Origin of the sequence: Natrinema zhouii (assembly GCF_013456555.2) — an archaeon.
GTDB classification, from domain to species: domain Archaea; phylum Halobacteriota; class Halobacteria; order Halobacteriales; family Natrialbaceae; genus Natrinema; species Natrinema zhouii.
Genome location: NZ_CP059154.1, coordinates 2,105,181 through 2,130,961 on the forward strand (window position 1 = coordinate 2,105,181; position 25,781 = coordinate 2,130,961).

Sequence of the window (25,781 nt, forward strand, 5' to 3'; positions counted from 1 at the left end):
CATGTTGTCATGCGTGCACGCAGTCGAGTCGGACGGCGATCCAAAGAACGAGTCTCTCGCCTCGAGGGCTGAGACCGCGCTGATCGAGACGGTCGCGACTGCTGGTCGGCTATGAGACCGGCGCGTATCGACGCGATCATCGATCTCGCGTACGGCGGATTGATTCTGCTCGCTGTCGTCCTCATCGCAACGCTCGATATTCGGGTCGGACTGACGTTTGGGCTCGGCGTGTTCGCTTCGTACGTGCTCCACGTCGTCTGGAAGATGGCCCGGTTCGATCCCGACTGGATGACGTCGACCGTGCAGGAAACCGTCGAGAAGTCGGTCGAGGAAACCGTCGGTGAGACCGTCGAGAAACAGGTCGAAGAAACGGTCGATAAGACCGTCGGAGAGACCGTCGAACAAACCGTCAGTGAGACCGTCGAGGAGACGGTGGACAAGACAGTCGGTGAAACGGTCGAGAAAACGGTGAGCGAGACCGTCGAAGAGACGGTGGATCAGACAGTCGGTGAAACGGTCGAGAAAACGGTGAGTGAGACGGTCGAAGAGACGGTTGGCGATCAACTCGAGGAGGTACAGGCGAAGGTCAACTCCGTCGACGAGCGCGTCGACCGCCGGCCGCGAGAGGATGAAGTCGAGGAACTGCTCGAGGAATCGGCCGACAGCGATCAGGACGACCGTACTGAGGACTGACCGGTTCCAAGGCTGTCATCGGAACGAGAATGCGGGCGATCAACGGCGACCGACGATCGAGAGCAGACTAACCGCTACGGGCCTCAGACGAACGGAACCGCGACGAAGAACCCGTAGGCGAGGATCGTCGACATCGACGGACCGATGATCCACATCGAGACGTACTTCATGATGGCCCGCGGGTTGAAGAGATCGCCCGCGTTCAAGACCTCTTCGGGCTCTTCCTCACCGATCCGCGTGATCGGGGCCTCGGGCTCTGTCTTCAGTGCGCCCATCGACATCTCCGCGTCCACCTGACCGCGAACGGCGTCTCGAGCCGTGACGGGACGGGTGGCTCGCCCCCAGCCGAGGCCGACGATCGTCATCACGGAGGCCATCACGAGGCTGATCGGAATCCCGGCCGCCGAGAGCAGGGTCGTGATCGTCGACGCGGTTATCATGACGACCAGTGCTGCCAGTAACGGGATATCGCTGAGTTCGCTGCCGACGGACTCCATCGTTCGGCGGGCGATAGTGAAACCGCCGATCCCGATCGCGATGGTTGCGATGATTATCGCACTGTCGGCCCCGAGCGCGCCGCTGCTGACCAGCGGCGCAACGGCGTTCGGGACGTTGCTCGCACCGGCGCTGAACGCCATGTAACAGCCGATGATGAGGACGACGATCGTCCCGACGAGTTCCTGACCGGTCGTGTTCGGTCCGAGGTCGATCGACGGAAACGATCCGGTCCGCTCGAGGGTGAGCAACGGCCCCTCGGTCGCCGAGATCTCGAACCGTCGGTTGAGTTCCGGGTAGATGTACCGGCCGACGAACGCGCCGATCCAGAGGGCGAGGATCGGCGTGACGATCCACCACGAGATGATCCAGCCGATGGTCTCGAAGTCGACCGTCCCCGTTGCCAGCCCCAGTCCAGCGATCGCGCCGACAGTTGTCATCGACGTCGGGACGGGGACGCCGAAGATGTTCGCGATGAGAATCCCCAGTCCGATAAAGAAGAGAACGGCGACGCCCGCCGCAAGCGAGATTTCGATCGTGATGATGTCGCCGCTGAGCGTGTCCATCACGTTTCGGCCGACGGTCCAGCCGCCGAGGAAGACGAAGAACGTCATCAGTCCGGCCGCGGACGCCTTGCTGAGGAGCCCGGCGCCCACAGCGGGTCCCCACGCGATCCCGGTCGATGAGCCGCCGATATTGAATCCGACGAAAATCGAGGCGACGATTCCCACCAGCAGAACGGTTTCGACCATTCATCGGTAGTACAGGGATGCTCCTGAAAGAAGTACTGAAAATCGATCCCAGCGAGAGCGCCGCGATACTGCACTCCAGCGACACTGTCGTGGACTATCGGCGCGAACCCCTCGGCCGACGGTTCGGCTGACAGCTCGCGTCACGGCAGTCTGCGGGTCCACTCACACTCCCCAGAAGATCGCGATTCCGAGGACGGTCACGAGAGAGAGCACTAGCTGGAGCGGCGCTCCGATCCGGGCGTAGTCGCCAAAGCGGTAGCCGCCGGGGCCGTAGACGAACAGATTCGTCTGGTAGCCGATCGGGCCCAGAAACGCGGTGCTCGCGGCGAAGGTCACCGCGAGCACGAACGCGAACGGATTCGCGCCGATCCCCGCGGCCGCCGCTGCCGCGACGGGAATCAGGAGGACGACGCTGGCGTTGTTGCTGATGACGTTGGTCAGCAGCGCTGTGAGCAGGTAGAACAACCAGAGAACCACGATTTCGGGAAGCGGTCCCGCGGCCTCGACGACCGCGAACGCGAGCAGCGCCGCTCCGCCGCTCTCCTCGAGGGCGATCCCCAGCGGGATCACGCCCGCCAGCAGGAAGATGATATCCCACTCGACGGCGTCGTAGAGCTCGTTGGGCTCGAGCACGCCCGTGACAACCATCGCGACGACGCCCGCGAGCGCAGAGATGAGGATGGGATATAGTTCGAGGGCGGCGACGACGACGACACCGAGCATGATGGCGACGGCGATCGGTGCCTTCTCCGTGCGGTAGTCGGGCCGGGGCGGTTCGCGGGCGACGATTACGTCGTCCCCGCGGGCGAGTCGGTCGAGCGCGTCCGGCGATGCCTGAACGAGTAGCGTGTCGCCGACGGCGAGGCGCTTGCCGACGATGCGCTCACCGACGAGTTCGCCCCGACTCCGCAACCCGAGCACGGCGGCGTCGAACTCCTCGCGAAACCACTCGAGGTCGAGATGCTCGCCCACGAGTTGCGAATCGAGCGAGACGACCAGTTCCGTGAGGACGCCGTCGGCCGCTGTCATAGCGGCCGTGGCTCCGTCCGGGCGGCCGACCAATTCGACACCGGTGGCGTCCTCGAGAGCCGTAATCGCGTTGCGGTCGGTCCGGACGACGAGGACGTCGCCCTCCTCGAGGGGTGTCCCCTGTCGCGGTGCGATCGACCGCTCCTCGTCGCAGACGACCTGCACCACGTCGATATCGGGGCCGAGCGCTGTGGTCGCATCGCGAACCGTTCCGCCCGCGAGCGGGGAGCCCGGCACGACCGCGACGTCGGCGATGTAGTCCTCGACCGCGTACTCCTCGAGGTAGTCGGTCCGCGGCGGGACTCGCTCGGGTAAGAGATAGTGACCGACGAAGATCAGGTACAGCGAGCCGACGACGACGACGATGGCCCCCAGCTGCGTGAACTCGAACATCGAAAACCGGTGGAGTTCGGGGTACTCGGAGCCGAGTCGTGCGCTGATATCGCTCGCGAGGATGTTCGTCGAGGTGCCGATGAGCGTGAGCATCCCGCCCAGCTGCGAGGCGTAGGAAAGCGGGATCAACAGCTTCGACGGCGACGTGTTCCCCCTGTTCGCGACATCGGTAACGACCGGTACCAGCAACGCGACGACCGGCGTATTGTTCAGAAAGCCGGAAACGGGGGCGGTCGCGGCGACGGTCGCGAACACCTGCTTTCGAGTGCTTTCGCCCGCGAACGCGGCCATCCGACGGCCCAGTTCCTGGACGACTCCGGTCCGGCTGATGCCGCCGCTCAGGATCAACATCGCCAGGACCGTGATCGTCGCCTCGTTCGCAAAGCCCGAGATGCCGGTCTCGGGATCGACGCCGGTCCAGGGCTCGAGCACGACCAGCACCACGATCAGCAAGATCGCGGTCACGTCAATCGGCAGGCGCTCGGTGAGAAAGAGGACGAGCGCGAGACCGACGACGCCGAACACGACGAGCATATCGGTCGTCACGTCGGATCGGGGTACAGTCGCCTGTGCGAGGAAATAGCACGCCGACAGCGGCATGAGACGGCCCACACCGACCATACATGTAATAATTCTGTTGAAAAGACGGACAGTATCGAGGCGATGGTCGTTCCGCGAAACCGTCGCCTTTACTCGCGCCGGCCTCGCGCACTCGAGTATGAGCGACGATACGAGCGGCGAGTTCGAGGGGTTCGAGGTGATTCCGGCGGTCGACATACAGGACGGCGAGGTCGTCCAGCTCGTTCAGGGGGAACGCGGCACGGAGAAGACCTACGGCGATCCCGTCGAGGCCGCTCGGCGGTGGATCGACGCTGGCGCGAGGACGCTGCACCTCGTCGACCTCGACGGCGCATTCGAGGGCGAACGGCGGAATGCGACCGCCATCGACGCGGTGATCGACGCCGTCGACGTCCCGACCCAGTTGGGCGGCGGGATCCGTACCGCCGAGGGCGCGATCGACGTGCTCGAGCGCGGCGTCGACCGCGTCATTCTCGGTACTGCGGCGGTCGAGAACCCAGACATTGTGGCCGAAATCAGCGAAGCACACCCCGATAGCGTGGTCGTCAGCCTCGACGCGAAGGACGGCGAGGTCGTCGTCGAAGGCTGGACCGAGGGTGCGGGAATCTCGCCCGTCGAGGCCGCACAGCGGTACGACGACCTCGGGGCCGCCGCGATCCTCTTTACGAACGTCGACGTCGAGGGGCAACTCGAGGGCGTGGCGACCGATCCCGTCCGCGAACTGGTCGACGCGACCGATATCCCCGTCATCGCCAGCGGCGGTGTGGCGACGCTCGAGGACGTCCGAGCGCTCGAAGCGGCCGGCGCGGCGGCGGTCGTCGTCGGCAGCGCGCTGTACGAGGGGAATTTCACGCTCGAGGAAGCGCAGGCTGCGGTCGACGCCGAATAGGACTGCTCGTTTCGGGCTATTTCCAGCGGCCGGGAGCACGGCTCGAGCAACGCGAGAGCCGTGTGACTCGGGGGAGGGCAGGCGGTTTCCCGATAGTCACCGCGAGCGAGGCCGCAGGCCGAGCGAGCGGGCCGACGACTGATTCGGAGCGAACGAAGTGAGCGGAGAGGAAGGAGGAGTGCTTTTATACTAAATTTTGCCGAGGGCCGCCGAAGGCGGCCCGCAGAGCAAAATTTAGGATCGCCAGAACTCCGGCGTCAACAGGACGAGCACCGGGAGGATCTCGATGCGGCCGATCCACATCATGACGATCATCACGGTGCGAGTGAGCGGCGAGAAGGCTAGGTAGTTGTCGAACGGGCCGGCGACGCCGAACGCGGGGCCGATGTTGAGGAAGATCGAGGCGGCCGCACCGAGGGCGTCGAACTCGTCGACGGGATTGCCGACGCGAGCGGCGTCGACGACGATGACGACCGTCAGCAGGAAGAAGATCACGAGCGCGAGCATAACGTACGTGAAGACGTCCCCGATGGTCTCCTCGTCGACCACCGTGTCGTCGAGACGGAGCGGCCGAACGGCGTCCGGGTGAACGGCGGTAAACAGGTTCCGGCGAAACGCCTTGAGGATGACCAGCCAGCGAAGCGACTTGATCGAGCACGTCGTCGACCCGGCCATCCCGCCGGTGAACATACAGAGGAACAGCATGTGCTTCGCGCCGGGCGACCAGAGATCGAAATTCGCCGAGGCGTAGCCCGTCGTCGTCACCATGGACACCACGTTGAAGAGTCCGTGGCGGATCGTCGGTTCGAGCCCCATCGCGAGATCGGGGTCGAGCACGAGCATGGCGATGACAATCGTCGTAATCGACGCGAGGATGCCGGCGTAAAAGCGAAACTCGGCGGACTCGAGCGGCCGTCGGAAGTCGCCCTGGGTGATGGCATAGAGCAGCACGAAGTTAGTCGCGCCGACGATCATCACCGGAATCAACGTCCACTGGATCGCCGGCGAGAACGCCCCGATGCTGTCGGGTTCGGGTGAGAAACCGGCCGTGGAGACGCTCGTCAGGGCGTGCGAAACGGCGTTGTAGAGGGTCATCTCGGGCGCGAGCCCGACGAGGTGGAGCGCGAAGAGAGCGCCCGTCGTGAGGACTGTCAGCCCGACGTACAGTCCCCAGATGAGGCGAGCGGTCTGGTCAAGGTGGGGATGGAGCTTGTGAACGTTCTGCGTCTGAGACTCGGTCTCCATCAGCTGGGCACCGCCGACGAGCAGATGCGAAAAGAGACCGATCGCGACGATCAGGATTCCGAGACCGCCGAGCCACTGGAGGATCGCCCGCCAGAGCATGATCGCCCGGGAGTGGACGCTGAAATCCGCGATCACGGTCGCGCCGGTCGTCGTCACGCCGCTCGTGCTTTCGAAAACGGCGTTGACCGGCCGCGCGAGCACGCCGTCGCCCGCGACGAGAAACGGAATCGCGCCGACCAGCGCGACGCCGAGCCACGTCAGTGCGACCATCAGGAACGCCTCCCGTTGTCCGATCTCGACGTCGTCGGTCAGCGCCTCGAGCCCGATGCCGAGGACGACGGTAACGACGATGGTGACGGCGAACGGGAGCAGGGCGTCGCCGTCCACCAGCGCGAGCGCGAGCGGCCCGCCTAGCGGAACGGCGAGCCACTTCAGGATCGTTCCGGTGAGGCTACAACTCGAGCGCCAATCGACGCGAAACGCCATCTAGTACCACCACGTTGTTCACGGAAGGGATAACGGTTCGGAACGGGACTGACGAAAACGCGTGGCAATCGGGGAAAACGTGACCGGTAACCGCGAACCGACTCTCAGTGCTGGTTGTAGCCGTGTCCCAGATAGAGCGCGAAGACGTTCGCCGTCAACAGAACGACGAACGCCAGCGTCACCGCCGGATCGCCGAGTCCCTGTGCGAGGAGAGGGAGGTGCACGAAGGGAAGTGCGATAGCGACCCAGAACGAGAGGAACTGGGCAGGACCTTTGACTGACCGGAGTATCCGACTTCGGTCGTGCTGGGGCTCCGACTCAGGGGCTGACGGAGCGAGCGATTCGTTTGAAACGGGGGAGTGATTGGACATCGAGACGAGACACCTTTTCGTATTCACGACATTCACTCTTCGGATCATATAATGGCACGAATATTGTCGTCGTTTCGGGCCGTTTTACCGCAATAGTGTGATCGTACTGTTGTTTTCAAACAGCGTCAGAAACCGTTAGACGTTTTACTATCCATTCTACGCCATTTTCCCGGGATTGCCTCTGAATTAGTCGGGCCCACCCTCAGAGCGGCGGCCGGCGGCCAGCGGGGAGACGAGCGGAATCCCCTTGTACCGGGGGCGGCATGAATTCGTCATGAGCGAGCGAACAGCGACCCGGACGCGCGAGACAGCCGAGACGACGATCGAGTGTACGCTCGAGCTCGACGGCAGCGGTTCGGCCGCGGTCGACACCGGCATTGGCTTCTTCGATCACATGCTGACATCGTTCGCCAAACACGGGCTGTTCAACCTCGAGATCGAGTGCGACGGCGACCTCGAGATCGACGATCACCACACGGTCGAGGACGTGGCGATCGTCCTCGGCGAGGCGTTCGACGAGGCGCTGGGCGACCGATCGGGGATCGTCCGATACGCCGACAGGAGGGTACCCCTGGACGAGGCCGTCGCGGGTGCCGTCGTCGACGTGAGCGGTCGACCGCGGTTTTACTTCGACGGGAGCTTCTCGCAGGCGGAAATCGGCGAGTTCACCAGCGATATGGCGCGGCACTTCGGCGAATCGCTGGCGATGAACGCCGGACTGACGCTCCACCTCGAGGTCACCGGCGAGAACGCCCACCACGAGGTCGAGGCGCTGTTCAAGGCGCTGACCCGAACGCTCGACGACGCGACGCGGATCGACGACCGCCGAGAGGGGACGCCCAGCACGAAGGGCACGCTCTAGTCGGCCGGGTCGCTACGGACGCCGAAGCGCCCCCCGCTTTTCGACGAACTCTCCGTCCTCGATGGCGTAGTCGATGATCGCCTCGACCTCGTGAGCCTCGAGATCGTAGGCTCCGGCAGCGAGCGCCTCGACGTCGCTCCGTTCCATGGGGAACTCGCGGTTCCGAAGGAGCCGGATGACCTTGTTGTAGGTCGCCGGTGGGCGGGTCGACGCGGACGTCGAGTCTCCGTCGTCGGAGTCGGATACCGACTCCGATTGGTCGTCAGCGTCGGCTGCGTCCGCAGTCCCGGTTGCGCCCGTCGAATCGGTAGCAACCGTTTCGGCGTCGGCCGTTTCGGCAGCAGTCGCTGTTTCGGTACCAGCCGCCGGCTCAGCGTCGGCTGCCGGCTCTTCGTCGGGCGCATGCTCGTCGCGCTCGAACGTGATTCCCTCCTCGAGACTCGAGGCGGCGTCCGACTCGTCTTCGGTGCGGGTCGGCTCCGCTTCGTCGGCGTTTGAATCGGCGCTATGGCTGGCAGCACCGTCGGAGACAGTCGCGTTCGAACCGGCGGTTCGAGATCGAGTCGCCGTCGAGTCGTCGACGGTGGCGAGAACCGACTCATCAACAGTGGGTTCCTCGTCGGTCGCATCGAGAGCCTCGGCGTCTGTCATATCGGGCTCGACGTCAGCCGTATTAGTTTCGGCGTCAGCGTCGACGTCGGTCTCGGCACCGGCGCGGGCGAGCAGCGGTTCGAGTAGCGTCTCGAGTCGGTCCCTGCAGTCGGGACAGCAGACGACGCGTCGCTGTTCGGCCTCCGTTGGCTCGAGTTCGGGCGGGACGATTTCGAACGCGCCGACGGCATCGTCGGCGCAGAAATCACAGCTTCGGAGTGCGCGCATAGTATCGGCTCTCGCGGAGACGGTAAAAAAGCATCTGTCAGACGGACGGTCACGCTATCGTTTCATTTCCGCCGCTCGAGATGCGATGGACGACAGCGTGCGAGATCGATCACCGGGCATTATACTGACGGGTGCGTACACCCGACAACGAATGTTCGACGAGATTATGGAGAAGTTCGAGGGGTCGCCGAGTCAGCAGGCCGTAATCCGCCTGCTGCTCGAGCGGGGGTTCTCCGTCAACGACGACGGACGGGTCGTCTCGGGCGGCATCGAAATTCCGAATACAGGAATCGCTCGCGAGATCGGCGTCGACCGACGCGTCGTCGACTCGACGACCGACGTCATCCTCGAGGATCCCGAACTCCGGCGCATCTTCCAGAACATCTCGCAGGTACCGAGCCTGATGGACCTCGCGCCGGTGTTGGATCTGACGGTGCTGTCGATCGCCGTCGACGACGCCGAACAGGAGGGAATCGTCGCGCGGGTCACGGGAACACTCGCGGACAACGGCATCTCGATCCGCCAGACCATCAGCGAGGACCCCGAGTTCACCGACGAGCCCCGACTCTACCTGATCACCGACGAAACGCTTCCGGGCGAGGCGATCACCGAGATCCGCGACCTCGAGTTCGTCCGAAAGATCGAACTCCAGTAGCCCGCGCGGTTCAGTCGTCGGCCTCGCCCATGTCGGGAGCGGTGTCGACGGCGTCCGCGAACTCGTCGAGCACCGACGCGAGCGCGGTCGTGAGTTCCTCGAAGCGCTCGATCGACATGTCGTCCGTCGTCACCCAGATGCCGTGGGGACCCCGGATCACTCGCGAGAGAAAGCCGTTCTCGAACATGCGGATCGTCGCCTCGTACTCGCCGAGTTGCGTGTTTCGGTAGGCCGACTGCGAGTGAAAGCCCAGCCGCTCGTGGTCAGCGAAACCGATGAGATCGGCGGTCTGCTCGAGATCGGATCGGAGGTAGAGCTGTTCGACCTCGTCCTCCGTGAAGTAGGTGATACTCCGTAGTTCGTCTCCGACCGCCGTCCGACAGACGCTGTGAAGTTCCTCCGCGAGCTCGGAATCGATTGCATCGCCATCCATGTGTGCACACATAGCATCCGAGACTAATAGCGTATGGGTGCCAGCGAAACTAACGGAGGGGTGCCGGGGCCGGCGTAGACGGGGATCAACGGGCTCTTTTTGCCGGCAGGCGAATCACCGCCATGCGCAGCGTCGAAACCGAATGGCTCCGAGGGCTCCGCGGTGATCGGTTGTGAGTCGCGCCTACCGGACCGTCGCGACCGCCGCCAGCGCGGAGTTCGTCGTCCAGGGTTCGGAGTTCATCGGCCACGTCCGCCCCGTCGAGTCCGTCGACGCGGCCGAGGCGTTCGTCGACGCCGTTCGCGAGGAGTACGCCGATGCAACCCACAACGTCCCCGCGTATCGCGTGCGAGTCGGCGACGACGAGACCGACGGCCACTTTCTCCGGGAGTACTCGAGCGACGACGGCGAACCCTCCGGCTCGGCCGGCAAACCGGCGCTGAACGTCCTCGCACAGCAGAACCTCGAGAACTGCGCGGTCGTCGTTACGCGCTACTATGGCGGCACGAACCTCGGCGGCGGCGGCCTCGTCCGGGCCTACTCCCGCGCGGTGAAAGCGGCCGTCGAAGCGGCGGAGATCGTCGAGGAACGACCGCACGAACGGGTCTCGATTACCGTCGCGTACGACGACTCGGGGACCGTCCGCTCGATTCTCGAGAGCGAGGGCTACGAGTTCGAGGCCGACTACGAGGTGGACGTCAGCTTCGACGTTCGCGTCCCGATCGCCGACGGCGAGGCGCTACGGGATCGCCTTCGGAGCGCGACGAGCGGTCGAGCCGACCTCGAGTGACTGGAAACAGAACCGGTGATCGATACCGACCGGTTCGAGGCCGCGTTACGGCGTTCCGGGTGCGCCGTTTCCGAGGGACTGACGGTGACGTTCGATCTCCGTCCGTGCGGCCTCGAGGTCGGCGAGTTGGTCGCGCCCGAAGCGCACGTCGAAGAGGCCGCGATCGAGAACGAGTTCGTCCTCGCGCAGTCGGACGTGCGAGATTTCGGACCACCGCACGAGCGACCGCGTGTACGGTCGTTGCTCGACGAGTCCGGCTTCGTGGACGCGGAGTTCGGGCGCGTCGCCCAGCGATCCGACCCGCCACCGCCCCTCGGCGAGGCTGGTAGCCGCCCAGAACAGTGCGAGTCCCGTCCACGTGATCGACAGCAGCCAGTCAGCGGTGACGGCATTGACCGCACCCAGGAGCAGCCACGTGGCGAGAACGATCGCGTCCAGTTTCGGGGTCCCCGGCGGCTCCCACTGCCACGTCGCAGCGGGCTTGTCGTCGGTGAGCGAATCGACGTAGCAGGTCTCTGCCAGCCGCATGACGACGTAACCGGTGACCGCCACGGCGACACCAAGCGCCGCGACGACGATCCGGAGCTCGAGCCAGCCGAGGAGCGCAGCGCCGACAGCGACGCCGAACGGTGTCGCCGAGACGGGAAGGGCAGTCCGTCGAAGCCGGCTTCGGCCGAGGTGCGTCGGGAGCTCGCGGTGACGTCTCGCGAGGACGATGCCCACGAGCGCGCCGCCCAAGAGACCGACCGCGGCCGCCCCGGTGACAGCGATCCGAGTCGGCTCCGTGAGTGTCGTGGCGATCGCGACAAGCCCGGCAACGAGCGTGCCGACGTAGCCGGCGAACGCGAGTCGAAACGCCGCTTTCGCCGTTCCGGTGTGCCGGTCGCCAGTCATAGACGGCCCTACGTCCGTTCGTGTTAAAATGGTATGGTTACTATCGTGGATAGTACTGCTGTGACCGTCCGTTCGATGACCGGTTCGTCTGGATCGATCGACGAGAGATCCCGCAGACTGCGGTGGGGTTCGACCGGAAACGAAGGGGTTGCAAGGGTCATCGATATCCGCGTCTCGCTCCTTCGCCGAAACATGGACAGAAACGTGGGTGGATTCGACCGCCTCGGCCGCGTCATCCTCGCAGCGATACTCCTCGCGGTCGGCTACCAAAACCGAAATCGGACGCTCGGTTCGCTCGTATTCATCGCCGGAAGCGACCTCCTCGCGACCGCAGTCATCCAGCGCTGCCCGGTGAATTCGTTTCTCGGTATCGACACCTGTGGGACCGAGTGACGGCAGCGCAGAGAGCCGAACACGCCGCTCGAGAACGCGCGCTTGCTACCCGCTTACTCGTCAGGGTCGTACGCCACGGCGTCATCGTCGGCCGGCGGAGCACCGATGGCGACGACAGAGACCGAGCCGTCGGCGTCTTCGGGGTTGTAGGCCCGGTGCGGTGCCTCGGGTTCGGCCGCGAACATCGAACCCGCCGGGACCTCGAGTTCGCCCTCGGGGGTCTCGACGTGCAGCGTGCCCGAGAGCACGACGAACGCCTCTTCCTGCGTTTCGTGATAGTGGTAGGCCAGCGGCAGCTGTTCGCCCGGCTCCGCGTCGAAGCGGTTGATCGCGACGTTGTCCATCCCGGCGGCCTCGCTCAGTCGGCGGAGATCGCAGGGTCGTTCATCGACGTGCTCGAGGTCGTCCGGATCGACGACGCTGTAGTTCATGCGGTTCGATTCGGGCCGATCCGCAAAAGTCCGTCGGGGCTCGTCGAGCGGCCCCATGGTAGCCAATTGGTGGGCGATCCGTCAGGTCGTCCGGAACGCCCGGTCGCCGGCGTCGCCGAGGCCGGGGACGATGAAGCCGTCCTCGTCGAGGCGGTCGTCGATCGACACCGTCAGCAGGTCGGCCTCACCGAACTCCTCGTTGACGCGGAGCAGTCCCTCGGGCGCCGAAACCGCCGAGAGGACGATCAGGTTCTCCGGCTGGACCGCGTTGTCGACGATGTGCTCGAGGACGGTACACATCGTACTCCCCGTCGCGAGCATCGGATCGGCGATGATAACCGTGTCCTCCTCGTGGATCTCGGGCAGCTTCACGTAGTCGACCGAGATGGGGAACGAGCCGTCCTCGGCGCGGCCGGCCTCTTCGTTCCGACTCGCGCTGATGACACCCTGTCGCGCTCGCGGGAAGGCCTTCAACAGCCCCTCGACGAACGGCGTCGCGGCGCGCAGGACGTTGATGATCACGACGTCGTCGAGGCCGCGGACGCGCTCGCCCATGGTGGCCTCGAGGGGCGTCTCGATCTCGACGTACTCGGTCTCCATCCGGCCGTCGATGATTTCGTAGCCACAGATTCGGCCGAGCTTGACCAGCCCCTTGCGGAAGCTGACCTGCTCGGTTTCGACGTCGCGCAGGCGCGAGAGCGTGTCCTTCGCCAGTGCGTGCGTGATGAGGTGGGCGTTATCCCGGTCTTCGATCGTCATATTCCAACAGCCACTCGCCGGGTAGTTCACAGTATCGATCAGCCGTGGTCGGGGACCAGTGCGCCGTCTCGAGACACCGCTTGGATATGAGCGGGGCGTTACCACAGTCCAAATACAGGCCGATCGATCGGTTCCACCAGTACAGGCGGGTGACGGCAGAGAAGTTTATACCTGTCCGCACGCTATCAGTCGGCCAGCCGAATGGAAGAGAGCATCTCGGGGTTCAAGGTTCGCGGTGACTGGGGCGACATCGTCGAACACGGCGAGCGGATTACGCGCGCGCTTCGAGACGCCGGCGTCCACGATCCGGATCGGGACGCCGACGCGCGCTACACCGACGCGTTCGACGAATGGGACGAGTGGCGCCCCAAGGCTCACGAAACCCTCGATTCCGACGTCAGCGAAAAGACCGCCGATCAGGCCAGCGTCGAGGAGGGCAAAGGCGAAAAAGCCGGCAAGGAGCCGGACGAAGACATCAAGACCGCCGGCGAGAAACTCTCGGAGTCGTACGAACAACTCGAGGAGGACGACGCTGAGGGCGCGATGGACAACTGGAAGGAGTCGATCGATTACGTCGCGCGGGCGGCCGACTCCGCGAGCCGCAAGGCCCTGCGCCGGGTCGAGGACACGGTTTACCAGAACGTGATGACCCAGCTCGCGCCCTACTACTTCGACAACGAACTCGTCAGCGCCAACGTCCAGCAGTCGACGCGCAACGGCGGCAACGGCGAGCAGTTCGTCTTCGAGGTCAACGTCAACGACGACGAACTCAAGGAGGCGGTCTCCGACCGGCTCGCCGAGTACGAAGACGAGGTCGACCGCTGGCACGTCGAAGTCGAGAAGGACACCGACGCCGCCGAAGCGATCGAGGGCGCGGAGCCGCCACCTGAACCCGATGACAACTCGAGGTCGACGACGAACTGAGCGAGCCGACCGTTGCACGCTGCCAGCGTCCGTTACTGTCGGCCGACAGTCGGCACACACTTGTAGGGGCCGCTAATAGGGACCGGGTAGATGGTCGATATCGCCACGTTCGGTACCTTCGCTGTGGCCGCAGTCGCGAGTCTGTTTATGGCCTGGGCGATCGGTGCCGGCTCGAGCGGGTCCACCCCGTTCGCGCCGGCCGTCGGTGCGAACGCGATTTCGGTAATGCGAGCCGGCTTTCTCGTCGGACTGCTCGGCTTCGCCGGCGCGGTGCTGCAGGGTGCGAACGTCTCCGAGGCGGTCGGGACCGGACTGATCGGTGGCGTGACGCTGTCGTCGCTCGCCGCGACGATCGCCCTGCTCATCGCGGCCGGACTGGTGGCGATCGGGATCTTCACGGGGTATCCGATAGCGACGGCGTTTACGGTCACAGGGGCGGTGATCGGAACCGGGCTTGCCATGGGTGGTGACCCGGCGTGGGCGAAGTACACCGAGATCGCCACGCTGTGGGTGCTGACGCCGTTCGTCGGCGGCGGCATCGCCTACGCGGTTGCCCGGGCCCTCCGCGCCGAAGTGGTCGCCGAGGAGTACCTCATCGTCGTGCTGGCCGCCGTCGTCGGCGCGATCGTCGCTAACATCGAGTTCGCGATTCTCGGCTCGCCGGGCGCCGGTGGAGCATCGATCGCACAGGTTGCGGGCGGTTCGCTCCCTGGCCCGGCGATCGCCGGGACCGCCGCCGCGACGCTTGTCATCGCGGCGGCCTGGGCGGGGGCGATCGCGCTGGATCTCAACAACGGGACCGAACGCGGCGAGCGACACTTCCTGCTCATCCTCGGCGGACTCGTCGCGTTCTCCGCCGGCGGCAGTCAGGTCGGGCTGGCGATCGGTCCGCTGATCCCCCTCTCGGGCGAGCTCGAGCTACCGCTGATCGCGATGCTCGTCGGCGGCGGCTTCGGGCTCCTGATCGGGTCGTGGACCGGCGCACCGCGGATGATCAAGGCGATCTCGCAGGACTACTCCTCGCTCGGGCCGCGGCGCTCGATCGCCGCGCTCATCCCCTCCTTTATCATCGCACAGGCCGCGGTCTTCTACGGCATCCCGGTCTCGTTCAACGAGATCATCGTCAGCGCGATCATCGGCAGCGGCTACGCCGCGGCCGGCGCGGGCGGCGGCGTCAGCCCTCGCAAGATGGGCTTTACCGTGCTCGCGTGGGTCGGCTCGCTTGCCGGCTCGATCGTCGTCTCCTACGTCGGCTACGCTGCAGTCGCTGCGATCTTGCTCTGAGACGGACGACTATAATCAGTTCGGCGCACCCGCGGCCCGCTATGCGAATGCGTCGGTACAGGGACAGCAGACCGTACGAGTCGAGCGACATCGAACGGTCTTTACACGACGGGTCGCGAGTGCGAGTATGGACGAGGACGCCGTCGACGTCACCGAAACCCCCGACGAGACGACGCAGTGGCGACGCGACGCGAGCACCTCGCGCGCTATTCGACTCTGCTGGAGCTTCGGCGTCGGCACCTTCTTCGCCGCGATCGGTACCGTCATCTGCTGGCGACTGTACAGAGTCGCCGGCGAGGTCGGTGGCGGAGCCGTCGTTATCGCCTTCATCGCCGCGCTGGCCGCGACGGTCCTCGCCCTCGCCGCGGCGGACGACACCGAACGCCACCTCGAGCGGCTCACCCGCAGACTCCCCGTTGCCGTCCCGTCGGGGACGAAACTGGATCGTGCGATGGACGCCGCCGTCGGTGCGGTCGTCATGGGAGCGGTCATCGGCGCGCTGATGGGAGTCGGTCGGTACGTCTCGCAAAACGAGCTGCTGGCCGTCGGTGCCGGCCCCTTCACCGGGCTGGCCGCACTGTTGATTCCGTTCGCGCTCGCCGCGCTCGTGCTGGCCTCGTTCCTCCAGTCAGTCGGCACGCTCGACCGAAAAGACCGAACGATCTACCTCTACGAACCCGAGCAGGCGATCGACCTCGCAGTGATCGACGCCGTCTCGATCCGGCCGATCGGAGACGGTGCCGTGCTGACGCTCACGTACGCCCAGCCGGACGGCCAGTACGTCCAGGGGCCGCGACGAATCGTCGTCCCCCTCGCCGTCGCACGCGACGTCGCGGCGCTCGTCGACTCGCAGCACTGATCGGTCACTCGTCGTTCTCGTCGACTTCGAGCGGGGCGGCCCCCGGTTCCTCGTCCGCTTCCGGTTCCGCGTCCGCGATCTCGAGTTTCTTGAGGCGGGCTTTCATGATGCGCGTATTCTCGACGGACTCGACCGTAATGCGGACGCCGTCGTAGGTGATCTCCTCGCCCTCCTCGACGAGTCGCCCCGCGCGGTTGAAGATGAAGCCAGCGATGGTCTCGAACTCCTGGCCCTCGGGGAGGTCGATCTCGAGGGACTCGTTGACGTCCTCGATGTTGACCTCGCCCCGGACGAGGACGGTATCGGCGTCGATCTCCTCGATCGGCTGGTCCTCCCCGCCCTCGAGGATCTCGCCGATGATCTCCTCGATCATGTCCTCCATCGTCACCAGCCCCTCGGTGGTACCGAACTCGTCGATGACGATCGCCATGTGCATCCGGTTTTCGCGCATCTCGGTCAGCAACTCGTCGACGTTCTTCGACTCGGGGACGTGCAGCGTCGGCTGGATGAGATCCGCGAGCTCGAGTTCGTCGTTCTTCGACTCGCCGTAGTTGAGATCGCGGACGAGATCGCGGATGTGGACGACTCCCTGGACGTTGTCGAGACTCCCCTCGTAGACCGGCACGCGGGCGTGGCCGCTCTGGATGCAGGTTTCGATGGCCTCGTCGATCTCGGCGTTTTTCGGGACCGCCGTCATGTCCAGTCGCGGAGTCATCACTTCCTTGACGATCGTGTTGTTGAAGCGGAATATCCGCTGGAGCATCTCGTGTTCTTCCTCCTCGAGGACCCCCTCGCGCTCGCCGGACTCGATCATCTCCTGAATCTCGTTGCGCGTGACGTACGGCGACTCGATCGCGCCCGTCGAGCCGATGAGCCTGTTGATCTGTCGAGTGAGGTAGTCGAAGATGGCGATCAGCGGAAACAGCAGATACTCCGTGGCTTTCAGCGGCTTCGCGATGCGGATCGACCACGTCTCGGTGTTCTCGACGGCGTAGGACTTGGGAACGCTCTCGCCGAACAGCAAGACGAGGGCGGTGATCCCGAACGTCGCCAGTAAGACCCCGACCAGTCCCCCGAAGTGGATCGACAGGATCGCCGTCGCGATCGAAGACATCGCGATGTTGACGATGTTGTTGCCGACCAGAATCGTCACGAGCAGCCGGTGGGGGTCGTCCTTGAGCCCTTTGACCAGATCCGCGCCGGGGATATCGTTCTCGATCATCCCCTCGAGGCGATGTTTCGGCAGGTTGAACATCGCGATCTCCGACGAGGAAAAGAATCCGGAGAGTGCGATGAGGACGGCGATAGCGACCGCCCCGAGAATCGTTACTGTCGACTGATCGAACCCGACACCTACGACTGGGACCTCATAGGCGGCCAACGGAACCACAAACAGCGGAGACAACGCCATTGATGTACAGGCTTATAGCCGGATCGGTTAACCGTTTCCCATTTTACGATCGGTTACGGATATCGCCGCCGGCGACGACACGTTTACCCGGCCCTTTGCCCTAACATTCGTCTATGAGCGAGACCGCCGAGCCACCGATCACGTTCTACCGGCTCCAAGGCTGTCCGTACTGTGAGCGGGTCACCCGGCTGTTGAACGAGTACGACCTCTCGTACCGATCGCGGTTCGTCGAACCGATGCACTCCGAACGGAACGTCGTCAAACGCGTCGCCGGCGTTCGGACCGTTCCCGTCATCGTCGACCAGAATACGGGTGTCACGATGGCGGAGAGCGCCAACATCGTCGGCTACCTTGAGTCGACCTACGGCGAGGGCGACCGCCCCGACGCGGCTGCGGCAGACACCGGAGGTGACGACTGATGCCGGACTTCGAGGTCGTCGAACTCGGCCCGGCGGACCACCCCGAACCCGGCGAGGAAGCCCCCGAATTCACCCGGCCGCTTGTCACCGACGAGTTCTGGGAGGACCGCACGCTGTCGGACCTGGTCGGCGAGGGCGACGGTCGAACGATCCTCGTCTTCACGCCGATGACCGGCTCCTTCGTCGCGAAATACGTCTGGGACGAGATCGCCGAACGCGACTGGGACGAGCGCGCGGGCCAGGTCGTCGGCGTCACGGCATCGACTCCCTACGGTGTCAAGCGCTTTCTGGGGGACAACGACTACCCCTACACCTTCTTCAGCGATCCCGGGAACGAGGTCGCGGCGTCGTACGGGATCGACCACAACCTCGACGGAATGACCGGCGTCAGCGAACCGCGAGTCGCCTTCTTCGCGCTCGACGCGGATCGCACCGTCGAGGGCGCGTGGGTCGCCACCGACTGGCCCGACTTCCCCGACTACGACGCCCTCGAGGACGAACTCGGACTCGAGTAGCGACCGTCTCGCCCGCAGTTCCCGATACCTTTTTGCCCGACATCCGCCGATTTCGAACCGAATGAGCGAACTGGACCGCGCGGCCGACGCGATCGATTCGGGGGCACTCGTCGTCTATCCGACCGAGACCGTCTACGGCCTCGCCGCGGACGCGCTCGAGCCCGAGGCCGTCGAGCGCGTCTTCGAGGTGAAAGGACGCGATCGGTCGAAGCCGCTCTCCTTTGCGGTGCCGTCGGTCCCGTCGGCGCTCCGGTACGTCCGCGCGACCGATCGAGAGCGGCGGTTCATGGCGACGTTTCTCCCCGGCCCCGTGACGGTCCTCTGTCGGCGACGCGAGGCCGTCCCGGACGAGCTCACTGCGGGCCGCGACCGCGTCGGCGTCCGCGTTCCCGACCACGACCTCGCGCTCGCGCTCTGCGAACGGGCCGGGACGCCGATCACCGCGACGAGCGCGAACGTCAGCGGCCGGGAAAGCGTCCGAAAGCTTGCGGATCTCGATCCCGAGATCCGGGAGGCCGCAGCAGTCGTCCTCGACGGGGGCGAAACCGCCGGCACCGAAAGCACCGTCGTCGACGTCTCGAGCGAGACGATCCACCGACGCGGGGCGCAGGCCGCCGAGATTGAAGCATGGCTCGAGGAGGCATAACGGTTTGAAGGGAATGTGGAGATCCCTGTATCGCACAGTCTGATCACCTGTCATGCGGTGGCGCGCGCTGTCGGCTGGCCGAACGAGAGTGAGGCCAGCCGACGATATTGCGCGAGGGATGAGCGAACGAACGTATGTGAGTGAGTGAATCGGCTGGGGAGGGTGTGGCCTCTCCATGTTGCCACGATAGCAGGAAACCCTCTTTTCCTCCCAATTATCCTCGAGCGAACCGTTCTATTTACGCGCCTATCGAGTGGCTCGCCTTGAGCCGTCTTCATCGTTCGAAACCGTACCACGTCACTGTCCGAAATCGTCTATCCAAAACCGAGAAGCGACCGCAACGTCCGCGTCTTGACCCCGCATTCAGCCGCGAACTCGCAGGACTCGCACTTCGAGCGATTGTTCGTCCGCGCTGGCGGGCCGTCCAACTCGCGAACCGCCCGGAGCGCGCTCCGATACTGCGCCTTCCGTCGCGTCGTCAGATCGATCGATCGGATCACGCCGTAGGCCGGATACTCGAGCCAGGCCCGCTCTACCGACACCTGTTGCTCCCAGGCCAGCGCCTTCGCGGCCGCGACCGCATGGACCGACTGGGACTTCCAGACGCCGTTTTCGGGCGGTTTCCCCGACGAAATCAGCGCCGGCTCGAGCGGGTCCGCGAGCACTTTGTGGACGATGCCCCGACAGTGCCGGCCGGTCGCGAACACCGCCCGATCGACGGGCTCACAGAGGCGTTCCCACTGGCCCCTCCCCTCGAGTCGATCCCGGGTCGCCGCCAGCCGATCGCGGTAGCGAACGGACGGGACGGCGATCGGTTCGGATTCGAGGACTCCCGGCGGGGCCTCGAGTAACTCGTCGTACCGAGTGGCGAGCGCTCGAATCGACTCGACCTCGGGCGGCGGCCCGCGGTCCTCGTCCGGCAGTCGCTGCTGATAGTAACACTTGCGGGGGCAGTAGGCGGCAGTCCGCAGGTCGCTGAACGAGACGAGGGCTCGAGTCATAGGCCGTCTGGCCGCGCGTTCGTATAAGAAGTCTCGTCCAAAATGGCGGTGCAGTCAGTTGCACCGAGCGCGCCGTCAACGCGCTTGGCCTGTTTGCATCGAGGTTGTTGGCAGTGCGGGACCAGCGGTTCGCGTGACGTGCGGACGGACGCATAGCGCCCGTGAGAAGCCCGGTATCTCGATCGCTGTGCTCGCTCGAACCCGGTCAAAACCGTCGGTCGTTAGAACTCGACTTCGGTCTCCATTCCCTCCGTCGCGTCCTCGAGACCGTCCTCGCGGAGATCGGATGTCAGCTGCTCAGTGAGATCGGCGTCGGCGAGAATGCTGTCGAACTCGTCGCGGTAGCGGTCGTTCGCCGCACGGGACTGGTCCTTCGCTTCGGCGACGCGGCGGTAGCGGCGGATCCGATCCTCGCTCACCTCGTACTCCTCGGCCAGCGTCGCGTCGTCCTCCTCGCGGTCACGGATCGCCGCGAGGTCGACTTCGTCCGCATCGTCCTTGCCGACGAGGTGCAACGAGAGTCGGGCCTCGAAGACCTCCTCAGCGTCGACGCCCAGCTCCTCGGCGATCTCCTCGTCGCTTTTCTCGTCGTAGAAGCCCCTGGCGACCGTGATCAGGTCGTCGTCCGATAACCCCGTCTCGAACTCATATCGCTCGCGCATCTGCTGGACGACGCTCTCGAGGCGCTCCTCGTCCGATCGCTCGTCTCGCTCGAGAGAGCCGCGAGTGTTTTCCTGTGATTCGGTTACGGTTTCCTCGCCATCGGTGACGTCCGTGAAGAGATCCCGGAGTTCTTCGGTTTTTTCGTTCATGGATGCACACTCCAGACGGGAGTCTATTTAAGCCTGTTGCCAGATCACGTTGGGCCGAAACGCCGAGCAGAGACGGCGTTATAAACTCGAAATAAAGGGAAAATTTCCGCAACACGGCGGCGGGGTTGTATTGCATCCGGTGGGCAAGAATTAAGTTAGAGCCCTGCCCGTCAATGGATATGAACACCATCGCACAGACGAGGGAGACGTACTGGGGGATCACCAGCGTCGAATACGCGGTGTTCTACCTCCTCGCAGCTATTGCTGTCATCGTTCTAGCATACGGCGTCTACCAGCGATTCGCTCGCTACGCCGAGGGGGATGACGATTCGTTCGCTCGAGTCGACGACCTGCAGAACCGTATCCTGAACGCGTCGAAGATCGTGCTCTCGAACGAGAAGCAGTTCAACAGGGACCTCTACGGCGGACTGATGCACTCGTTTATCATGTGGGGATTCCTGACGCTGCTGATCGCGACCCTGATTATCATGGCCGACGAGTACGCTGCCCAGAAGATCTTCCAGATGACGTTCTGGGAGGGCGACTTCTACCTCGCCTACTCGTTCATCGTCGATGCGATGGGGCTGCTGTTCGTCGTCGGACTCGGGATGGCGATCTACCGTCGCTACTGGGTTCGCAACCACCGCCTCTGGGATCGCCACACCTCTGCCGAGGACGACGTCTTCATCTGGACGCTGTTCGCGCTCGGAATTGGCGGCTTCCTCCTTGAGGGACTTCGAATCTACAGCGCCGGCATGCCCGACCACGAGATCGTCAGCTTCGTCGGCTACGGACTGGCGCTCGGCTTCAACGGGATCGGCCTCGCGACGCTGGGTACCGAGCAGGCCGGGCTCAACGGAGCCGGCCTCAACGTCGAGAACCTCCACTGGCTCGCGTGGTGGTCCCACTCGCTGCTCGCCTTCTTCTTCATCGCGTGGATCCCCTACGCCAAGCCGTTCCACATGCTCTCCTCCTTTGCAAACGTCGTCACCCGCGACGAGAAAGCGGGTCAGCGGCTTCCGAACGTCCCCTCGGATCTGGACGCGACCAACGCGGAGTCCATCGACGACTTCACCTGGAAAGAAATCCTCGATCAGGACGCCTGTACCAAGTGCGGCCGGTGTTCCTCCGTCTGTCCCGCCAAAGCGTCCGATCGCCCGCTCGACCCGCGCAACGTCATCCTCGACCTGAAGTCCTATCGCGAGGATCTCGACGCCGGCGGTGAGGAACAACCGATTATCGCGGACGGTGGCACTTCAGTGATCAACGCGGAGACGATGGAGTCCTGCATGGCCTGTATGGCCTGCATGGACGCCTGCCCCGTCGAGATCGAGCACCTCAAGAGCTTCACCCGGCTCAACCGCCAGATGACTGACCAGGGCGACGTCGCCCCCAGCATGCAGGACGTCTTCCAGAACGTGATGCAAAACGGCAACACGTTCGGCGACTCGCCGCGCAACCGGGCTGACTGGAGCGAGGACCTCGAGTTCGACGTCACAGACGCCCGCGAGGAGAAAGTCGACTACCTCTGGTACGTCGGGGACTTCCCGAGCTACGACGAGCGCAACAAGCAGGTCGCGCGCTCGCTAGCGACCATCCTCAAAGAAGCGGACGTCAGCTTCGGGATCCTCTTCGACGATGAGAAGTTCGACGGCAACGACATCCGCCGCGTCGGCGAAGAGTTGCTCTACGTCGAACTGGCCGGCCACCACGTCGAGACCTGGGAGGACTGCGAGTTCGACAAAATCGTCTGTACGGACCCCCACTCCTACAACACGTTCAAAAACGAGTACCCCGAGGTCAACTTCGACGAGTTCGCGGACGATCCGATGATGCCATTCGACTACGACGAGCAGTGGAACGAAGACGGCGAGATCGACGTCTACCACTGGACGCAGGCGGTCGAAGAGCTCGTTGCTGACGGGAAACTCGACCTGACCGGCACTGAACTCGACTACACGGTCACCTACCACGACCCCTGCCATCTGGGCCGGTACAACGACGAGTACGAGGCTCCGCGCGAACTCATCAAAGCCACGGGTTGTACGCTCGACGAGATGCCCCGCAACCGCAGCAACTCCTTCTGCTGTGGCGGCGGTGGTGGCGGCCTCTGGATGGACTTCGAGGAAGAACCGAAGCCCAGCGAAGAACGGATTCGGGAAGCGCTCGAGGACACGGACGCCGGCAGCGGCGTCGAGAAGTTCGTCGTCGCCTGTCCGATGTGCATGACGATGTACGAGGACGGCCGCAAGACCGGCGGCTACGAGGACGAGATCGAGGTCGTCGACGTCGCCGAACTCATCGTTGAGGCGATCGGGAAAGCCGACGAAGCACAGGTAGAAGTCGCCGCGGACTGATCGACTCGCAGTCAGTTCGATCCCGGTGATGCGCGCGTTTCGGTCGCGTTCTCCTGCGGACTGACGTGCTTGTTACGGAGCCGTGCACTCACTGTCCGGTTACGACTCCAAATCGTCACGAACAGCTCGATCGCCTCGTCTTTCGACTCGGAGGCATCCCGAATTATCTGTTCGAATACCATCGATTTGGGGACGGTCCGTCCGGTTTCGCGGCGGATCTCCGCCTGAAGCTCCTCGAGCCGGCCGTTCGTGGTTTCCGTGAGCTCGACCGATGGAGCCATATGTCCTTATTTTGACTTCTCTCGGGAGAATATTTTTGCTGGGTTCCTTTCCGAACCGTCAGTAGCCGGCAGAAGACACCGGACGGAACGGAACACCGCTTCAGTCGGAACGACTGACCGAAGCCGATGCGTCGGCAGTGGTATCGATACGCTTGACCTCGCGAACGAACTCGAGGAAGTTGTCGAACACTATTTTTGCCTCGCAGGCCCGTTGATAGTTTTCTTCGGTGATTTCGCCGAGGATCGACTCGAGGCGTTCGTCGGAGAGTTCCTTTCGATGAACGAGTTCGCGGGCGGTCTTCGTATCGTACTCGGGGTGGAATTGGACGCCGAAAACGCGATCCTTGCGGAAGCCGTGGTTGGAGTAGTCGTTCTCGGCGAGGGGCTCGGCACCGGGCGGTAGCTCCGCGACCTCGTCGGAGTGGCTGGTGAAGGCGGTGAACGTCTCGTCGATGCCGTCGAACAGTCGCGACTCCGCATCCGCGACCTGCTCGATCTCGCTGTAGCCGACCTCGTAGACGCCCATGTCCGCGACGGTGCCGTCGAGGACGTCGGCGAGCAGTTGGTGGCCCCAACAGACCCCGAAGAAGGGGATTCCGCGATCGATCGCTTCGCCGACCCACTCCTTGACCGGCTGCATCCACTCGTCATCCCAGTACACCGACGCTCGAGAGCCGGTGACCACAGCACCGTCGTAGTCGAAGTCGTCGGGGACCGTGCCATCGGTGGCGTCGAACTCCGCTAGCGAGGCGTCGAGTTCGCGTCGGAAGTTCCGCGTCGTGTTCTCGTCCTGATGAGCCGCGTTCAGAACGGCGATTCGGAGCTGACTCATTGGGCACTAGTGGCAACTCGACGGGAATAGGCCTTCCGCCCAGTGCCGACGTTGCCGCGACCGCTGACGGCTCGCTTGTCCCGGGCTCGAGTCCGAATCGAGGGAACGGAAACCGGTCGCGGTCGACGGACGAAATTTCACTGCAGATAGTAGCTCCCGGACGCGTCGCGGCGGAATCGCTCGCCGGAATCGAACCAGCCGTCCGTGAACCGACCGCGATCGCCGCTCTCGTCGTACTCTCGGCTCTCGATTTCGGCGGGTTCGTACCAGTTCTCGTCGTTGGTCCCGGCAGCGTCGACGTAGCCGTCGGCGACCATCGGCCCGGAGAGCTGAAGGGTCCCGTCAGCCGCGCCCTCGAAAACCGCGCCGTCGTCGTCGACCAACCGGGCACGGCAGTCCGGTACCGGTCGACCGACACCGGATTCGTCGTCGGCACTGGACGAATCGTCCGCGAACCGCTGGCTCAGCGCGGTCGGGCACTCGAGGCGGCCGTAGACCCGCGCGACCGGCACGCCGCAATCTCGGTAGGCCGCGACCACGTCGTCACCGACTGGGGCTCCGCAGATCGCTCGCTCGAGCGACCCGACGGCGTCCTCGAAGCCGGATTCGGCCGCGAGATCTCGGAGGACGGTCTCCCGACCCGGCAACAGCGTTGCTCCTTCCTGTTCGATCGCGGTCAGCGCATCGCCGGGGTCGAATGCCCGATCGAGCAGGAGCGTGCCGCCGGCGTACAGCACCGACAGCGCGACGCGAACGAGGCCGGCCGGGGTCGACAGCGGCGCGGTGAGGGGGACGACGTCGTTCGCGGCGAGTCCCCAGGCCGCGACGCCGGTGGTGCAGTTGTGCTCGATGGCGTCGGGCGAGTAGCCGGCGACCGGACGCCCCGTCTCGCCGTGGAGGGCGAGCAGCGGGTTTTCCATCGACGGTCGCTCCTCGGTATCGACATCGTCGCGGTCCGTTTCGGATAGTTCCTCGAGCGTCACCGACCGATCGAACGGGATCGACCTGACAAGATCCCGTTGAGCGGCCTCCGAGACGACCAGTTCGGGCTCGAGGACATCGAACGGGCGCTCGACGGAGGCCGGTGTCAAGAGGTGAGAAATCGGCGCGAAGGTCGCACCGAGCCGCCGACAGGCGAAAAACAGCGCGAGCGCGGCGACCCGGTTTCGCGTGAGGAGACAGACGGTGTCCCCGGGGCCGACGTCCAGGGTCGAGAGCCGCTCGGTCGTCCGCTCTGCGATCGTCGATAGCTCGCCGTAGGAGACCCGTTCCTCGTGAATCGTCTCCGCGGGGGCGTACAGCCGCTGCTCCGAGATATCGACGACCGCCGTCCGATCCGGAAAGCGCTCGGCTCGGCGAGCCAGCGAGAGAGTCACGGCGGGAACTTCCACGCTCGAGTACGTAGTAGATGG

The 25,781-nt window shown here is 64.5% G+C and carries 28 protein-coding genes; 13 read left to right on the forward strand and 15 right to left on the reverse strand.

All coding sequences use genetic code 11. The features are described 5' to 3' along the window. Positions 1-111 precede the first annotated feature (111 nt). The gene (locus HYG81_RS29095; protein ID WP_180839598.1) at positions 112-693 is read left to right on the forward strand and encodes a hypothetical protein; all 582 of its coding nucleotides are present in this window, start codon (positions 112-114) and stop codon (positions 691-693) included. Between the two features lie 83 nt (positions 694-776). Here the strand turns inward: HYG81_RS29095 and HYG81_RS29100 are convergent, their stop codons facing one another. Together HYG81_RS29100 and HYG81_RS29105 are read right to left on the reverse strand one after the other, a co-directional pair. Continuing rightward, positions 777-1,940: an inorganic phosphate transporter gene (locus tag HYG81_RS29100; protein WP_180839599.1), complete on the reverse strand. Its 1,164-nt coding sequence runs from the start codon at positions 1,938-1,940 to the stop codon at positions 777-779. Between the two features lie 162 nt (positions 1,941-2,102). Next, complete coding sequence (locus HYG81_RS29105; RefSeq protein WP_180839600.1) at positions 2,103-3,962, reverse strand: SLC13 family permease; 1,860 nt, start codon at positions 3,960-3,962, stop codon at positions 2,103-2,105. Between the two features lie 118 nt (positions 3,963-4,080). Between HYG81_RS29105 and hisA the strand changes: the two genes are divergently transcribed. Further along, the gene (gene hisA, locus HYG81_RS29110; RefSeq protein ID WP_180839601.1) at positions 4,081-4,830 is read left to right on the forward strand and encodes a 1-(5-phosphoribosyl)-5-[(5-phosphoribosylamino)methylideneamino]imidazole-4-carboxamide isomerase; all 750 of its coding nucleotides are present in this window, start codon (positions 4,081-4,083) and stop codon (positions 4,828-4,830) included. A 234-nt stretch (positions 4,831-5,064) separates the two neighbouring features. Here the strand turns inward: hisA and HYG81_RS29115 are convergent, their stop codons facing one another. Both HYG81_RS29115 and HYG81_RS29120 read right to left on the reverse strand, forming a co-directional pair. Next, positions 5,065-6,561 (reverse strand): TrkH family potassium uptake protein, encoded by a 1,497-nt coding sequence (locus HYG81_RS29115; protein WP_180839602.1) that lies wholly within the window; start codon positions 6,559-6,561, stop codon positions 5,065-5,067. Positions 6,562-6,665: 104 nt separating this feature from the next. After that, on the reverse strand, positions 6,666-6,932 hold the full coding sequence (locus HYG81_RS29120; protein WP_180839603.1) for a DUF8028 family protein: 267 nt from the start codon (positions 6,930-6,932) through the stop codon (positions 6,666-6,668). Positions 6,933-7,206: 274 nt separating this feature from the next. On the opposite strand from HYG81_RS29120, the gene hisB reads away from it, so the two are divergent. Further along, entirely contained in the window at positions 7,207-7,794 is a 588-nt protein-coding gene (gene hisB, locus HYG81_RS29125; protein ID WP_180839604.1) for an imidazoleglycerol-phosphate dehydratase HisB, read from the forward strand. A 12-nt stretch (positions 7,795-7,806) separates the two neighbouring features. Here the strand turns inward: hisB and HYG81_RS29130 are convergent, their stop codons facing one another. Next, positions 7,807-8,673 (reverse strand): hypothetical protein, encoded by an 867-nt coding sequence (locus tag HYG81_RS29130; protein WP_180839605.1) that lies wholly within the window; start codon positions 8,671-8,673, stop codon positions 7,807-7,809. A gap of 151 nt (positions 8,674-8,824) precedes the next feature. Here HYG81_RS29130 and trpY point away from each other — a divergent pair, with 151 nt between their 5' ends. Further along, entirely contained in the window at positions 8,825-9,328 is a 504-nt protein-coding gene (gene trpY / locus HYG81_RS29135; RefSeq protein ID WP_180839606.1) for a TrpY family transcription regulator, read from the forward strand. Positions 9,329-9,338: 10 nt separating this feature from the next. Here the strand turns inward: trpY and HYG81_RS29140 are convergent, their stop codons facing one another. Further along, the gene (locus HYG81_RS29140) at positions 9,339-9,761 is read right to left on the reverse strand and encodes a DUF7522 family protein (protein ID WP_180839607.1); all 423 of its coding nucleotides are present in this window, start codon (positions 9,759-9,761) and stop codon (positions 9,339-9,341) included. A 172-nt stretch (positions 9,762-9,933) separates the two neighbouring features. On the opposite strand from HYG81_RS29140, the gene HYG81_RS29145 reads away from it, so the two are divergent. Then, positions 9,934-10,551, forward strand: coding sequence for an IMPACT family protein (locus tag HYG81_RS29145; RefSeq protein WP_180839608.1), 618 nt, complete (start codon positions 9,934-9,936; stop codon positions 10,549-10,551). Positions 10,552-10,596: 45 nt separating this feature from the next. Here HYG81_RS29145 and HYG81_RS29150 read toward each other — a convergent pair whose 3' ends face one another. Further along, on the reverse strand, positions 10,597-11,445 hold the full coding sequence (locus tag HYG81_RS29150; protein WP_180839609.1) for a hypothetical protein: 849 nt from the start codon (positions 11,443-11,445) through the stop codon (positions 10,597-10,599). 192 nt (positions 11,446-11,637) lie between these two features. Here HYG81_RS29150 and HYG81_RS29155 point away from each other — a divergent pair, with 192 nt between their 5' ends. Beyond that, positions 11,638-11,838, forward strand: a complete 201-nt coding sequence (locus tag HYG81_RS29155) for a YgaP family membrane protein (protein ID WP_180839610.1) — start codon at positions 11,638-11,640, stop codon at positions 11,836-11,838. 53 nt (positions 11,839-11,891) lie between these two features. Here the strand turns inward: HYG81_RS29155 and HYG81_RS29160 are convergent, their stop codons facing one another. Further along, entirely contained in the window at positions 11,892-12,269 is a 378-nt protein-coding gene (locus HYG81_RS29160) for a cupin domain-containing protein (protein ID WP_180839611.1), read from the reverse strand. Between the two features lie 81 nt (positions 12,270-12,350). After that, positions 12,351-13,028, reverse strand: a complete 678-nt coding sequence (gene upp, locus HYG81_RS29165) for a uracil phosphoribosyltransferase (RefSeq protein WP_180839612.1) — start codon at positions 13,026-13,028, stop codon at positions 12,351-12,353. Positions 13,029-13,229: 201 nt separating this feature from the next. Here upp and HYG81_RS29170 point away from each other — a divergent pair, with 201 nt between their 5' ends. From HYG81_RS29170 to HYG81_RS29180, 3 genes are all read left to right on the forward strand, one after another. Beyond that, on the forward strand, positions 13,230-13,952 hold the full coding sequence (locus HYG81_RS29170; protein ID WP_180839613.1) for a DUF5828 family protein: 723 nt from the start codon (positions 13,230-13,232) through the stop codon (positions 13,950-13,952). 90 nt (positions 13,953-14,042) lie between these two features. Next, entirely contained in the window at positions 14,043-15,236 is a 1,194-nt protein-coding gene (locus HYG81_RS29175) for an inorganic phosphate transporter (protein WP_180839614.1), read from the forward strand. 127 nt (positions 15,237-15,363) lie between these two features. Next, complete coding sequence (locus HYG81_RS29180; protein WP_180839615.1) at positions 15,364-16,095, forward strand: hypothetical protein; 732 nt, start codon at positions 15,364-15,366, stop codon at positions 16,093-16,095. Positions 16,096-16,099: 4 nt separating this feature from the next. Here the strand turns inward: HYG81_RS29180 and HYG81_RS29185 are convergent, their stop codons facing one another. Beyond that, positions 16,100-17,506, reverse strand: coding sequence for a hemolysin family protein (locus HYG81_RS29185; RefSeq protein WP_180839616.1), 1,407 nt, complete (start codon positions 17,504-17,506; stop codon positions 16,100-16,102). 113 nt (positions 17,507-17,619) lie between these two features. Here HYG81_RS29185 and HYG81_RS29190 point away from each other — a divergent pair, with 113 nt between their 5' ends. From HYG81_RS29190 to HYG81_RS29200, 3 genes are all read left to right on the forward strand, one after another. Further along, positions 17,620-17,925 carry a glutathione S-transferase N-terminal domain-containing protein gene (locus HYG81_RS29190; protein ID WP_180839617.1) on the forward strand — a complete coding sequence of 102 codons (306 nt, stop codon included), beginning with the start codon at positions 17,620-17,622 and terminating at the stop codon, positions 17,923-17,925. Further along, positions 17,925-18,440: a redoxin domain-containing protein gene (locus HYG81_RS29195; protein ID WP_180839618.1), complete on the forward strand. Its 516-nt coding sequence runs from the start codon at positions 17,925-17,927 to the stop codon at positions 18,438-18,440. Before HYG81_RS29190 ends, HYG81_RS29195 begins: the two co-directional genes overlap by 1 nt. A gap of 61 nt (positions 18,441-18,501) precedes the next feature. Beyond that, on the forward strand, positions 18,502-19,086 hold the full coding sequence (locus tag HYG81_RS29200) for an L-threonylcarbamoyladenylate synthase (protein ID WP_180839619.1): 585 nt from the start codon (positions 18,502-18,504) through the stop codon (positions 19,084-19,086). A gap of 314 nt (positions 19,087-19,400) precedes the next feature. On the opposite strand, the gene HYG81_RS29205 is transcribed toward HYG81_RS29200, so the two are convergent. Together HYG81_RS29205 and HYG81_RS29210 are read right to left on the reverse strand one after the other, a co-directional pair. Then, positions 19,401-20,087: a CRISPR-associated protein Cas4 gene (locus HYG81_RS29205; RefSeq protein ID WP_180839620.1), complete on the reverse strand. Its 687-nt coding sequence runs from the start codon at positions 20,085-20,087 to the stop codon at positions 19,401-19,403. 221 nt (positions 20,088-20,308) lie between these two features. Next, positions 20,309-20,899: a conditioned medium-induced protein 4 gene (locus HYG81_RS29210; protein WP_180839621.1), complete on the reverse strand. Its 591-nt coding sequence runs from the start codon at positions 20,897-20,899 to the stop codon at positions 20,309-20,311. A 179-nt stretch (positions 20,900-21,078) separates the two neighbouring features. On the opposite strand from HYG81_RS29210, the gene HYG81_RS29215 reads away from it, so the two are divergent. Further along, on the forward strand, positions 21,079-23,256 hold the full coding sequence (locus HYG81_RS29215; RefSeq protein WP_180839622.1) for a (Fe-S)-binding protein: 2,178 nt from the start codon (positions 21,079-21,081) through the stop codon (positions 23,254-23,256). Positions 23,257-23,267: 11 nt separating this feature from the next. Here HYG81_RS29215 and HYG81_RS29220 read toward each other — a convergent pair whose 3' ends face one another. The 3 genes from HYG81_RS29220 to HYG81_RS29230 form a co-directional block, all read right to left on the reverse strand. Further along, entirely contained in the window at positions 23,268-23,537 is a 270-nt protein-coding gene (locus HYG81_RS29220) for a hypothetical protein (RefSeq protein WP_180843066.1), read from the reverse strand. Positions 23,538-23,637: 100 nt separating this feature from the next. Next, positions 23,638-24,369 (reverse strand): type 1 glutamine amidotransferase, encoded by a 732-nt coding sequence (locus tag HYG81_RS29225; protein WP_180839623.1) that lies wholly within the window; start codon positions 24,367-24,369, stop codon positions 23,638-23,640. 137 nt (positions 24,370-24,506) lie between these two features. After that, positions 24,507-25,760 (reverse strand): class I adenylate-forming enzyme family protein, encoded by a 1,254-nt coding sequence (locus HYG81_RS29230; protein WP_180839624.1) that lies wholly within the window; start codon positions 25,758-25,760, stop codon positions 24,507-24,509. Positions 25,761-25,781: the final 21 nt, after the last annotated feature.